The organism is Natronogracilivirga saccharolytica, assembly GCF_017921895.1.
In the GTDB taxonomy this organism is placed as follows: Bacteria; Bacteroidota; Rhodothermia; order Balneolales; family Natronogracilivirgulaceae; genus Natronogracilivirga; species Natronogracilivirga saccharolytica.
Window position 1 is genome coordinate 44,855 of sequence record NZ_JAFIDN010000015.1, and the last position, 13,404, is coordinate 58,258.

The 13,404-nt window shown below is 36.9% G+C and carries 11 protein-coding genes and 1 pseudogene; all 12 read left to right on the forward strand.

Features of this window, described 5'->3' with window-relative positions; translation table 11 throughout:
• Positions 1-26: 26 nt before the first annotated feature.
• The 12 genes and pseudogenes from NATSA_RS14350 (at position 27) to NATSA_RS14405 (ending at position 13,236) form a co-directional block, all read left to right on the forward strand.
• Positions 27-1,823: an ABC transporter ATP-binding protein gene (locus NATSA_RS14350; protein ID WP_210513305.1), complete on the forward strand. Its 1,797-nt coding sequence runs from the start codon at positions 27-29 to the stop codon at positions 1,821-1,823.
• Between the two features lie 145 nt (positions 1,824-1,968).
• The gene (locus NATSA_RS14355) at positions 1,969-2,760 is read left to right on the forward strand and encodes a hypothetical protein (protein WP_210513306.1); all 792 of its coding nucleotides are present in this window, start codon (positions 1,969-1,971) and stop codon (positions 2,758-2,760) included.
• A gap of 118 nt (positions 2,761-2,878) precedes the next feature.
• Positions 2,879-3,988 carry a sugar-transfer associated ATP-grasp domain-containing protein gene (locus tag NATSA_RS14360; protein WP_210513307.1) on the forward strand — a complete coding sequence of 370 codons (1,110 nt, stop codon included), beginning with the start codon at positions 2,879-2,881 and terminating at the stop codon, positions 3,986-3,988.
• Positions 3,989-4,051: 63 nt separating this feature from the next.
• Positions 4,052-5,842, forward strand: a complete 1,791-nt coding sequence (locus NATSA_RS15705; protein ID WP_210513308.1) for an asparagine synthase-related protein — start codon at positions 4,052-4,054, stop codon at positions 5,840-5,842.
• A 154-nt stretch (positions 5,843-5,996) separates the two neighbouring features.
• A complete protein-coding gene (locus NATSA_RS14370; protein WP_246481853.1) occupies positions 5,997-6,746 on the forward strand; it encodes a hypothetical protein in 750 nt (249 codons plus the stop codon).
• Between the two features lie 74 nt (positions 6,747-6,820).
• The gene (gene rfbB, locus NATSA_RS14375; RefSeq protein ID WP_210513316.1) at positions 6,821-7,891 is read left to right on the forward strand and encodes a dTDP-glucose 4,6-dehydratase; all 1,071 of its coding nucleotides are present in this window, start codon (positions 6,821-6,823) and stop codon (positions 7,889-7,891) included.
• A gap of 25 nt (positions 7,892-7,916) precedes the next feature.
• Positions 7,917-8,798 carry a glucose-1-phosphate thymidylyltransferase RfbA gene (gene rfbA / locus NATSA_RS14380; RefSeq protein WP_210513310.1) on the forward strand — a complete coding sequence of 294 codons (882 nt, stop codon included), beginning with the start codon at positions 7,917-7,919 and terminating at the stop codon, positions 8,796-8,798.
• A gap of 16 nt (positions 8,799-8,814) precedes the next feature.
• Positions 8,815-8,949: a dTDP-4-dehydrorhamnose 3,5-epimerase family protein gene (locus NATSA_RS15875; RefSeq protein ID WP_210513317.1), complete on the forward strand. Its 135-nt coding sequence runs from the start codon at positions 8,815-8,817 to the stop codon at positions 8,947-8,949.
• Positions 8,950-9,131: 182 nt separating this feature from the next.
• Positions 9,132-9,203, forward strand: a pseudogene (locus NATSA_RS15880) (dTDP-4-dehydrorhamnose 3,5-epimerase); the annotation flags it as partial.
• A gap of 419 nt (positions 9,204-9,622) precedes the next feature.
• Complete coding sequence (locus NATSA_RS14395; RefSeq protein ID WP_210513311.1) at positions 9,623-10,627, forward strand: hypothetical protein; 1,005 nt, start codon at positions 9,623-9,625, stop codon at positions 10,625-10,627.
• On the forward strand, positions 10,624-11,556 hold the full coding sequence (locus NATSA_RS14400; protein WP_210513312.1) for a glycosyltransferase: 933 nt from the start codon (positions 10,624-10,626) through the stop codon (positions 11,554-11,556). Before NATSA_RS14395 ends, NATSA_RS14400 begins: the two co-directional genes overlap by 4 nt.
• A 12-nt stretch (positions 11,557-11,568) precedes the next feature.
• On the forward strand, positions 11,569-13,236 hold the full coding sequence (locus NATSA_RS14405) for an asparagine synthase-related protein (protein ID WP_210513313.1): 1,668 nt from the start codon (positions 11,569-11,571) through the stop codon (positions 13,234-13,236).
• Positions 13,237-13,404 lie beyond the last annotated feature (168 nt).

Sequence of the window (13,404 nt, forward strand, 5' to 3'; positions counted from 1 at the left end):
AGCCATTCACTTTATAGCTAACGATTTTGCTTACGGCACTTAGAAAAATTATCTATCTGCTTCCGAAAGGGGATCCCGTCAAGCTGGTGATTCTCTTTTTTATGATGATGTTTGCAGCGCTGCTTGAAGTGGCCGGAATTGGAATGATACCGGCCTTTGTATCCATAGTAGCCGATCCGGATCGTGTGCTTCAGTATGAACCCGTAGAACGTATATTTGCATCACTGAATATCACTACATCAAGAGAATTGCTCATATGGGGGGGAGGTGCGCTCATAGTGATTTTTGTTGTTAAAAATCTGTACATGATTGCGTATTTCTATATCCAGGCCCGATTCGTATATAAAAGAAACTATACCATATCCCGGGAGCTCATGACATCGTACATGCAGGCGCCCTATACGTTTCATTTGCAGCGAAACACGGCGGAATTGCTGCGAAATTCCACTCAGGAAGTCCGGATGATTGTCAAACAAGTGTTGAAACCGGTACTTGAATTGTCCAAAGAGCTGGTGATGGTGTTGTCTATTATACTATTTCTGGTCATAATGGAACCGGTAATCTCGTTGATCGTATTTCTTGTCATGGGATCAACCGTGGGGAGCTTTCTTTTGCTTACGCAGAAGAAAATGAAAAAATATGGCCGTGAAGAGCAAAAAATGCGGCGGGAAATGATCAAATCGGTAAATCAGGGTCTGGGCGGGATCAAAGATGCCAGGGTACTCAACCGGGAGGATGAATTTATAAATGTGTTCCGGAAAGCTTCGCTTCGCAGTTCCCGATTGATGACCGTTCATCAGTTTCTTGCAAAAATTCCCAAACCTGTGGTTGAAACGCTTGCCGTAGTGGGTATTATGCTGATTGCTGTCACCATGGTCATCCAGGGCCGGCCGATAACTGCGATTATTCCGATTATGGCTCTTTTCGCCATGGCTACCGTCCGGCTGATGCCCGCAGTTCAGCAAATCACCAGTATTCTTACCCGGCTCCGATATAATATTGTATCTGTTGATCCGGTCTATAATGACATGGTGGAGCTGGCGGAATACAGGAAAATCTTAAGTGCTGATCGCGACAGAAAAGAGAGATTTTTACTCAAAAATAATATTGAAATTAAAGATGTTCATTACCACTATCCGGAATCTGATGAACAGGCTCTGAATGGGGTGTCATTCATAATCCCGAGAGGAAAAGCGGTAGCTTTTACCGGAAGTTCCGGTGCCGGAAAGACAACGGTGGTGGACTTGCTGCTTGGCTTGCTTGAGCCGCAAAGTGGAAGTGTCCTGGTTGACGGCAAGGACATAAATGATAACCTTTCTGCCTGGCAACGAAATATAGGCTATATCCCTCAATTTATCTATCTTGCCGATGAGACTCTGCGGCAGAATATTGCCTTTGGACTCCCCGGGGATAAAATTGATGACAAACAGGTGTGGAAGGCAGTCAGGTTGGCACAACTAGAGGATCTGGTGCACCGATTGCCTCATGGCCTGGATACGATTATAGGTGAGAGAGGTACAAGATTGTCCGGGGGACAGCGTCAGCGTGTCGGTATAGCCAGAGCGCTTTATCACGATCCGCAGGTGCTGGTAATGGATGAGGCGACATCAGCCCTGGATAATATCACAGAAAAACAGATCATCAAAGCTATCGAAGAACTCAAAGGTGAACGAACTATCATAATGATAGCACACCGGCTGACTACTGTAATGAACTGCGATATTTTATACCTCATGGATGCCGGAAAGATAGTCAAACAGGGAACATATCAGGAGTTGATTTCATCCAGTAAGCAGTTCCGTGAAATGGCCATGGAACAGTGACTATATTAGATGCTCTCTTAACTATTTTTGATTGTTATTCTTTATATTTACGGCCAGTAAGTTATATATTTTATTATATTTAACATTATTTATTATTATGTATATATACAAAGTATAATTAAGCTTTAATATCACTATAAATATAATGAAAAGAATTGAATTTATAGGTCCACCAGGAGTGGGGAAAAGTCATTATTACTCTAAATTACTTTCTTATAAAGGAAGGGCAAATCAATTAATTAACCCACATGACTTAAAATTACACATCGGTAAGAAAGAGTTTCTAAAAAAAAGAGACATTACAGGGCAATTAAAATTGCATACATTATCATTAACTGGTTTATTAGAACACAAAATAAAAAAGTCATTTAATATTAATCATCAGCTAGAAATTGTTGACAACAAGCAATGGGAGCCCCTATTTATAGCTTTAAATGATGCAAATGTTAAATTTCATACTCCCTGGGTAGTTCGTATAAATTGGCTAACTTCTCTTGTTAATTCAATAATTGTTTTTCAAAATACCGAGATTCAAAAAACTGTTATTTTCGATGAATCAGTTTCGCATATGCTTTTATGTCTAAGTTTATGTTGTAAAGAGCCTTTGAAATCGGCTGAAAAGTTTTTTTATGCGATGCCCAAGCCAAATGGAATTATTGTATTTGAAGCTGATAAAGAGATTATTATTAATAGATGTTCTTCGCGTGACAGGCGTGGAGATAATAAAATGGCAAAATATCGATGGGGTAATGAGAACGGAATAACAAAAACTGCAATTCAAATATCCAAGCTTTGTGAGAAAATTGCAAATAACAGGGAGATTCCACTTTGCATAGTTAATACAAATAGAAACGCTGTTTCAAATCTGAAGATAGGATCAGAGTTTATAGATAATGTATCGTCTAATGAATTAATAAGACAAGACTCTGTCCAATAAAAACCTATTTATAGAATCTCCTGAGATGACAAAGTTTGTGTACATTGTTAGCATTTATTCTATATATTAAGACTTCCACTGTGATTAAAGTTTTTCATAAACTAAAAATTATCTAAAAATGAAAGTGGCAAAAGAAATAGTAAAAAAAATACTAAATGGTTTTAGACGTAGAAGGCACAGACAAGAATGTCTTAAGTTATTCAGGGCAAATAACAATATTCATAAAAAGGGAAGTAAAAATTATGAAAAGAGGATTCAGAGTTATTGGAAACAGCATTATGGTAAAAAAGTAAACCCAATATGGCACTTTGCCTGCGCCAATGTTATTGGAAAAGAAGACGAACGATATTTACCACATACCACATATATCAATGAAATCATCCCATTTTTAAACGATTTTTTGCTTAAGCCAGCATATATCGACAAAAATATGGCTGATGTGTTGCTGCATGATGAAACAATAAGAATGCTTAATGTTATTAAGTGTATGCATGGAAATTACTATGATAAATATAACAATCCAATAGATCGTAATTCAATTATAAATATTCTAATAAATGATAAAGTAGAATCATTTATTGTTAAAGGGACTAGAACAGATAACGGTGTAGGTATAAAAAATCTAGAAATTATAAATAAAAATCTATATAAAAATAAAAAGCTTATACAGATTGATGATCTTGAAAAAATATACGGAAAAGAATTTGTTATTCAGCAAAAAATGAGTCAGCATCCGGTTCTTGCTGAACCTCATCCAAGTTCACTGAATACCATTCGGCTTGCAACTCTGCGCTGGGAGGGAGAAATATTTACACTTTTGGCCATCGCTAAATTTGGTGTGGATGGTAAAATTACTGATAATGCTGGAACAGAAGGGATATGGTGTGGAATTAATAACGAAGGCCTCCTGAATGATTCTGCTGTTGATAAAAAAGGTAATCATTTAAGATACCATCCTACTACCGGTTATGATTTCAAAAACAGAAAAACTATTCCGAAATTTGATGAACTACGGGAATATGGCAAAAAGCTACATCAACAAGTTTACCATTTTGATTTTGTTTCATGGGATTTTCCTGTTGATGTTAATGGAAATCCTGTATTTCTCGAAATGAATTTAAGAGGCGGAGCCAGCTGGTTGTATCAATTTGCAAGCCGAAAACCAATTTTTGATGAATTTACCAAGGATATATTGCAGAGAATTAAAAGTTCGGCAAGCAGAAGTTAATAATTGCGTATAGAGTTAATATTTGGTGTGATTTTTTAAATGGATAATTAAAGTCTAAATATTGTGAGCGACTTTCTTTATTCTTCAAAAATAAAAAAGCTTGGCCAGCTAACGGGGCTTATCCACGATATCTATCAAGATGACCCACCAGAAACAACTGAATTCCATGGGAATTGGGGAAGCTTGGCTGTAAGCCGAAATTTGTATAATGGTTTCCAGCCATTTGAAAATAATGAACACTTGGTCGTGGTAATAGGTGGTCCAGTACTTACGTATCAGAATAATGATTTTCTTACTGGTGACAAATCAAATGTCGGATCATTATCACTGTATGAACGTTTCAATTCAGAGAACTTTAAATGGGATGAAGACCTCTCCGGACCATTTACAGTTTTGATAGTTGATAAGTTAAATAGTAAAATTCAGTGCATCACTGATCTGATGCTTTCTATCCCTGTCTATAAATATGTCGACAAAGATCTCATAGCCTTGGGGACCCATATTGATGCGCTTGCCAAATCATGCGGACAACGTGATGAAATCGACAAAGTATCTCTGACGGATTTTATCCTGAATGGCGTGATAACTTTTCCCTATACTGCTTATAAAAAACTTAGGCAATGCTACCCCGCTGCTATACATGAGTTTGATCCTAATTCAAAACCTGTTTCTGAATTAGCCCCTGAGCTCTATTGGGAGCCGATGGAAAAAATAGATTATAAAAATATTGATGAGGCGGCACGCGACCTCAGAAAAGCCGTTTCCGTTTACATTTCACGGGTAACGGAAGGGATGGATAAAGTTGCATCATTTTTAAGCGGCGGGGAGGATTCAAGGGTGGTGGCCGGTATGTTGCCAAATCATCTGAAGAAAGAAGCCTTTGTTTTTTTAGACTATATGAACCGGGAAGGAAAAATTGCTCAAAAAATTTCAAAAGCATATGACTTGCAACTGAATATTATGTTTCGAAAACCCGGTTACTATTTGAACATTTTGCCTGAAGCATCAGATTTGGTAGGAAGTGGTCAACAGTACCTGAATGCGCACACTCTTGGATTTCATAAGGAGTGCAAACTGGCAGAGTATGATGCAGTTTTTGGCGGATTCATTGCCAATGCATTGCTAAAAGGGTATGACTCTCGAAAAAACAAGCTTCAAAAAAAACTATCTGCCATTTATGAGTTTATTACAGTTGAAGAAGGACACAGCAAACCCGTACAAAGTGATTTTTTTAAAAAAAACGTGCTGCTTGAAATAGACCGACGCCGTAGTGAATTTCTGAGTTATCTCCGCAAATTTCGAAATAATTCACTCCATGAATGGTTTCATAACTGGCCAAGATCTATGGGACAGGCAAATCCCGGATATTTGGTAAATCGTCGTCTTTTTAGAATATATGAACCATTTTTGTCTAATGAAGTGATAAAATTGGCGGCTGGAACTCCAATGCCATGGAAGTTGAATCGAAGACTGTTTCACAAAGCAATGCGACCCTATCTTAAACCTGCGAAATGGGTGCCTCATGGGAAAGGATGGCTGCCATATCTTTCCTGGTGGAGCAATATCCCAATCCGTATTTTCATCAGTGCTTGCAGAAGGACGGGAAGGTTAACAGGATTGATTACAGGCTATCATGGTTCATGGGGCGAACGTAGTCGGTTGCTGGATTCATTGAATACTGAAAAAATTTTATCGTCTTTTGGGTTTGAAATGAATGCTTTGGAATATGTTATTCAAGAACCTGCTGACATTGATAAACTTACAAGAAAGCAGCAGTTTAACCTCTTACAGACACTGTATTTGTTAAATAGAAAAACCGGTGAAAAGAAAGAAGTTTTTTTTCATGCCGATTAGATTACATATTTATGTCTTCTCCTATAATCGTGGCAGATACCTTGAGAACTGCCTGAACTCAATTCAGGCATGCATACCCGGAAGCGGTGTAACGATCGTGGATGACCATAGTTCGGACAAACATACACTAGATGTCCTTGCTAAATGGAGTAACATGTTTGAAGTTGTAGCTCCGGTTAAGGAAAAATTTGATAAAAAAACCGGTGGCTTGTATTCCAACATGAACTATGCCATGTGTGATGCGGCTGAAAATAAGAAGGTGCCATATGTCTTGTTCATTCAGGACGATATGCAATTCGTGAGAACTGTTTCCGGAGATGATCTGCAAAGCATTGAGACATTTTTTGAAATAAATAGCAGGTCTGTACAATTTTACCCTTGTTTTTTCAAGGCTTCGATAATGAAAAAAATGGATCAGTGGCATATGGATGAGGCAGGTACGGCATATCTTAAAAATTTGGAATTGTCATACTCGGGATTTTCTGCAGTCGGGATTTTCCATGTCAATCGTTTTTTAAAAGAAATTGGTTCCTTGGATGGCATGGAAAGAAACATTGATAATATGACCCGTAGAAAAGGTATTCAAAAAGGGTATGCGGTATATCCGTTCATGATGTATCTCCCTTTTACAATATCATATCGAAACAGGAAAAGAGCGCTTATGCATAAGCTTTCGGAATTTGTTTCAGGTGCCGGTTTTTATCCCATTCAGCTGATGGATAGTGTTCAGTGTAAGAAACTGCTGGAACGTGATCCGTACCTTCTGCCATATGCAGAAATGTTCTTGAAAATCGATGGTCTGAATGGAATTAAAAAGTGGTCTTTTGCAGGAGGAACATCTGCTTTATATGAACAGGGAGGATATAAGAGATTTATCGGCCGTGTTATTAACCGTTTTAAATAACGCTGAATTGCCTCGTATAAAATACGGGGATTTGATTAAAACAGTTTGATAATTAAAACCTAACCAATGTGCTTATGAATAAAGGTGCCAAGACGTTAATTGTCACGGGTGGTGCTGGCTTTATTGGCTCTGCTCTTGTTCGTTATCTCATCAATCAAACGGAACACAGGGTGGTAAATATCGATAAACTAACTTACGCCGGACATCTTGAGTCACTGGAGGAGATAAGCGGTTCTGACCGATACCATTTTGAAAAATCCGATATCTGCGATGCCACTGATATAAGAAGAATCTACAACCAGTATGAACCGGATGCGGTAATACATCTGGCAGCCGAGTCCCATGTTGACCGCTCCATTGATGGAGCTGCCGATTTTATCCGTACCAATATTACCGGTACCTGGCAGTTGCTGGAGGAGGCTGCCCGGTTCCGGAAGACCCTTCCGGATTCCAGGGCAAATGGATTTCGTTTTCTCCATGTATCCACAGATGAAGTCTACGGTTCGCTTGGCAAAGAGGGAATGTTTACGGAATTAACCCCGTACGATCCCCGTTCACCGTATTCGGCCAGCAAGGCCTCTTCAGATCATCTTGTGCGTGCCTGGTTTCACACATTTGGTCTTCCTGTGTTGATTACCAATTGTTCCAATAATTATGGTCCTTACCAGTTTCCGGAAAAGCTGATTCCCGTAGTTATATTAAAAGCACTTCAGGGTGAACAGATCCCTGTATATGGCAAAGGAGAAAATGTACGTGACTGGTTATATGTTGACGATCATGTACGTGCATTGTTGCGTGTTTTGGAGAGGGGTACACCGGGTGAAACTTATAATATCGGCGGACATAATGAAAAACAGAACATTGATGTAGTCCATACAATTTGTGATACTCTGGATAATCTGGTTCCCAGGCCCGATTCACACAGGTTTCGGGAGCAGATTTCATTTGTCACTGATCGTCCCGGGCATGATTTACGTTATGCCATTGACGCCACCAAGATTGAACACGAACTTGGGTGGAAGCCTGAAGAGACCTTTGAAACGGGGATTAAAAAAACGATTCAATGGTATCTTGAAAATGTAGCCTGGTGCGAAACAGTTACTAAAAACAACTATGATTTAACACGATTGGGTGCAGGTGCCTGATCTGTCATAATAAAATCAACTCATCATGAAAGGAATTATACTCGCCGGTGGATCCGGCACACGGCTCTATCCTGTTACAAAGGGAATATCCAAACAGTTGATGCCGGTTTATGACAAGCCGATGATCTATTATCCTTTATCTGTTTTGATGCTTGCCGGGATACGTGACATTCTCATCATTACCACTCCGGAAGATCAGGCCGGCTTTCAGCGTCTGTTAGGAGATGGGGCGGATTGGGGAGTTCGGCTCTCCTATGAAGTTCAACCCAGCCCGGATGGACTGGCACAGGCTTTCATAATAGGTGAAAGTTTTATTGGTAATGACAACGTATGCCTTATCCTGGGCGATAATATTTTTTATGGACATGGATTACCACCAATGCTTGAAATAGCAGCTAAAGATCCGAATGGAGCTACCGTATTTGGGTACCATGTCAGCAATCCCCAGAGCTTCGGTGTCGCCGAAATAGGAAAAAACAACCGGGCGATAAGTATAGAAGAAAAGCCCAAAACCCCCAAAAGCAACATTGCGGTGACCGGTCTCTATTTCTATGACAATCGAGTGGTTGAAATTGCAAAACAAATTAAACCATCAGCGCGAGGTGAACTGGAAATCACCTCAGTCAATCAGGAATACCTGGATAAAGGTACCCTGCATGTGCAAGTACTGGGACGTGGGTATGCCTGGCTTGATACTGGAACCCATGAGGCTATGCTCGAAGCCTCTCAGTTTGTGGAGACCATTGAGCGCCGACAGGGATTGAAAATATCCTGTCCGGAAGAAATAGCATGGCGTAAAGGCTGGATAGATGATCAAAAAATGCTGGCCATTGCCAAATATTATGAAAAGAACGGTTACGGGCAGTATTTGCTTCGTTTGGCAAAAGAAAATGGAATAGACATGTGAATATCATCAATTCAGAATACCGGATGTTCTGATAATTGAACCCAGCGTTTATAAAGACGACCGTGGATACTTCATGGAGACTTGGAATCAGAGAGCATTTACCGAAGCAGGTAATGCAACCAGGTTTGTACAGGACAAATATAGCCTTTAGGTGAAGCATAATCTGCGAGGGTTGCACTATCAGGTCAAACAGACTCAGGGCTAACTGGTGAGCGTCTAATAAGAAGAAGTATTTGGTTGATATATAGGAAAAAACTCCTCAATAATTGGTAAATGGGTGAATAAAATCTGTCAGAAAAAATGAATACAAGAAGTTGATATCCCCGGGGGTTAGCACATGGGTTTTATATTCTGAGCGATGTCGCTTATTTTCAGTACAAATGCACAGAATATTATGATCCATAATATAAATGTACGATATAAAGGAATGATATTACCAACAATATTGAATGGTATAAAACAAAGTATCATGATACAAACATAGTAGAATTAGAATAAATGGTGATTAGCTATATATAGGAATATTTATTTATTAGTTTGTTGTAACACAAAAAATACCAATAATAAAATATCATACATAAAATTTACAATTTATAATAAATTAAGAATAATCAAATATATTAACTCTGAAAACTTGTGCTTTATAAATATATTGTTGATGTATAAGAGAACAATACACATAAATAAGAATGCATAAAAATTTTATTATAAATAGAGTTTTTAATATATTTCTTTTTCCTATACATATACTTTTTTGGTATTATTTCACAAGGCCTACAGGTGTGAAAATATCTAAACATTTTACACTTGCAGGGTCGAAATGTATGAAATTCTATTTTTATTATTTTAAACTTTGTAACTCAACTGTAAATAAAAAAAGATTAAAATTACTTTGCAAGGTAGCAAGAGAGTTTGAAAATCATGTTTTATTTGAACGGGTCTGTGAAATGTATGCAAATAGTTGTATATTTTCAAATACGCATGTAAAAAAAATATTTATTAGATCAGGTTATGGCGAAGGTGCATTAGGAACTTATAGATATGTTGAAAATACAAAAGGTGAAAAATTATTCGAAAAGATTGTCTTTGCAAAAAGCAATGATGATAAACATATCGACTTATATTCATCAGTACTTCAAAAATATATTGTAAATATAAAAATTCCTCTAATTGTAAGTGTAGTAAGAACTAATGAGTTAGTAATATATTATTATGAATATTTGAATAACATTACTGATAAAAGGCAGCTAAGTAACAAAGAAAAAGAAGAATTATTGCTTTTTTATTTAAAAGAGTTATATAGCTTAAATAATGAGGATGTGGTATTCCATGCATATAATCAGTTTAATAATCTATTAGAAGATCAAGTTGTAAAAGAAGGACTATATTATATAAGAAGAGCAAATTATCCAAAATGGATTAATAATGAATCGCTATTAAAGTTTATTAATGATGTTCTGCTTACTAAGAAGCACATAACTTTATCTCATGGTGATCTTTCATATAAAAATTTCAATAAAGATGGCTATTTATGGGATTGGGATCGAGCCGGCGTGTATCCAGTAGGTTTTGATTTAGCGTGGGGTGTAGTATCTAGTTTTGAAGAAAAAGATAGCATTAATGATATATATCAAATTGCCTTAAGAATTGGAAAAAATGTATATAGTAAAAATATATGTGAAAAAATAATTCAATGTAATGTTTTTGTATTTATATTGATTTGCTATTTTAGAAAATACAAAATAGGAAAAAATATACCAGAACATGTATTAAGGTTCATAAAAAGTAGGTACAGGAAAATGTACAATATATATATGTTAATAAAATGAAAATATCTATAGCATTAGCAACATATAATGGTGTAAAACACTTAAATGAACAACTGGGTAGTTTCGTCAACCAATCAAGATTGCCTGATGAATTAATTATATCTGATGATCTTTCATCGGATAAAACATTCGAGATAATTAAAAAGTTTGCAGAAGAAGCACCATTCAAGGTTGTCTATTCACAGAATAAAAGTAATTTGGGTTATGCCGGGAACTTCAATGTTGCATTGAGTAAAACAACTGGGGACTTGATACTACTTAGTGATCAAGATGATGTCTGGTTTAATAATAAAATAGAAACGATTGAAAAGGTAGCAAGCAAAAGTACTGAGCTTTTAATAGTTAATGATAAAATGATCACAGATGAAAATCTTAATACTACCGGTATAACTTCATTCAAGATAATATCTTCTAAACCCAAAAAGTATCAAAAATATCTTTCAGGATCATTTACTTCCATTAAGCGAGAGTTGTTGGACCTGTGCTTGCCAATTCCTGTAGAATTCGGTTCGCACGATGGCTGGATTTATCATTTTGCAAGTGCTCTGGATAGCAAAAAAGTCGTAAATGAATGTTTGCAGTATTATAGAAGACATGACTCTGCCATCATGAAAAATAAGAAAAGCCAAAATACAGAAAACAAAAGTATCAAAAATAATGAAATAAAATACGAAAAAAGAATGAGGGAATATGAAACGGTCATCTCAGAAATGGCAAAAAAAATAAATAATACTGATGATGAAAAAAAAGAAAAAATATTATCGTACATAAAAAAAATAATAGAGATAAGAGAATTCTATGTTCAAAGAAAAAACTTAATAAGAAAGCGAAGAATTTGGAGAATTATACCGATTATTATCTTTTTCCTTAATGGCAAATATAAAAATATCAAAGGGGCAAGGAGTGCTGTTCATGATATTCTACTTTAAAGATAAATAATCATGGATATTACTGTTTATTATAGTCAACTATTGAATAATCTCAATTCAAATAAGAGAAACATCACATTCAATGTATCCGTAGAAAATACAGATAACATAAATGAATACACTCTTAAAAAATACCATATTTACATATTAGGAAATGCTAAACTTGCACACGTTATAGAGGATGAGATCAATCATGAAAGACTACTAAGTATCAAAAATGAACTTCAGAATACCGTTGGCAACTTTGCAGTCATAATAATTGGAAGTAACAAATTACATGTAATTACGGATGTGTCGGGCAGTATACCTTTGTATTACGGAATAACCCAAAACTGTTTAGCTTTAAGCACAAAACCTGAAAAGGTTGCTGAAAAAATCGGGAATCCTGAATTTGATAATGTGTCCATAGCAGACTTCATTGTCAATGAAACCATTTGCCATCCTTATACTACCTATCAAAACATATACGCAATTGATCCAGGTTCCATTAACACTTTTACTGACTTGGATATGGAATCGGAATCTTATTACAAGCCCATAGAGGAAACTAGCAATAAAAATTTGGAGGACTGGGCCTTTGAACTCAGAAACATGGTTCGGGATTCCGTTCATGAAAACATCTCTGATAAAAAGAATATTCGGGTTCTTTTTTCCGGTGGAGAGGATGCAAGAGTTGTTACATCTTTTATTCCAAAAGCATATTCATGCAAGCTAACAACCATTCTGGATTTCAAAAATAGGGAATATGCATTGGCTAATATGGTTGCACGAACTTTGAACCGTCCACTGGAATGGGTGCAAAGACCTGCCGGTTTTTACAGAAACAACTTTAAGGAAAGGATAGAACTCATTGGGTCCGGCAGGGATATCAGACACACGCACTTATTTGGTGACACAGCAAAGCCGTATGAGAATTCTGATCTTCTTCTGGGGGGATATGCTGCTGATACCTTGTTTAAAACCGCATGGATGAAAAATACCGGGTATAGCTTTAAAGGTGCCGGGCCGGAAAGAATGTATCCATATAATCCGGATGATATATCCGGGGTACATAGTCCAGATGATCTTGCATGGCTTCATAAGGACTTAGCGTATGCTATATGGGAAAGAAGGTGGAAATTCCATTTACGATTCAAAGAAATCAGACCGTTGACAGCCGGGAACTGGCACACGTTATGGCCAATGGGAACTCACAGAACCACGTACCCTCATTATTTGAGTACGTTACGAGTCGGTCCCAAACTGATAGAACCTTTTTTGGATAACCGGGTATACCAATTGGCTGCAGCTATGCCGGATAAATTCCGGATTGACCGGAAAGTCTTCAGGAAAGCATTTCGAAAATCACTTGGAATCGCTGCTTTTGTTCCTGGAAGCAATAATAGGATTCCTGCGATTGGTGGAACTTTAGGAAGCTTGGCAAGACTTGCCATAATTTCAAACAGAAAAATTATTGATAAGATAACATCCAGGCAGGGAATTCAGGAATCATTTGGAAAAGATACTAAAGGGTTCAATTTTTCGATGAATGACTTTTTTAATTCTCAGTCTTTGAATGACTTTAATGACATAATTCGTGGAGAGATAGTAAATCAAAATCACTATGGTATTGACCTGGATATGATATCAAGTAAATACAAGGTCAGATTATTACAAACACTGTTCGTTATCAACAAATAATTTCAAATCACTATTCATCTGCCTACTTCTTCACATGGAACGGGCAGAATAACATTCCAAGTGCCCGATTATGATTTATGAGGTATCGGGTATAGTTAAAGGTTTGAAGGTATTGAAGAATACTTCAAAAGGCGTTTTATATCCAAGTTTTTTTCGTGGTCTGTTGTT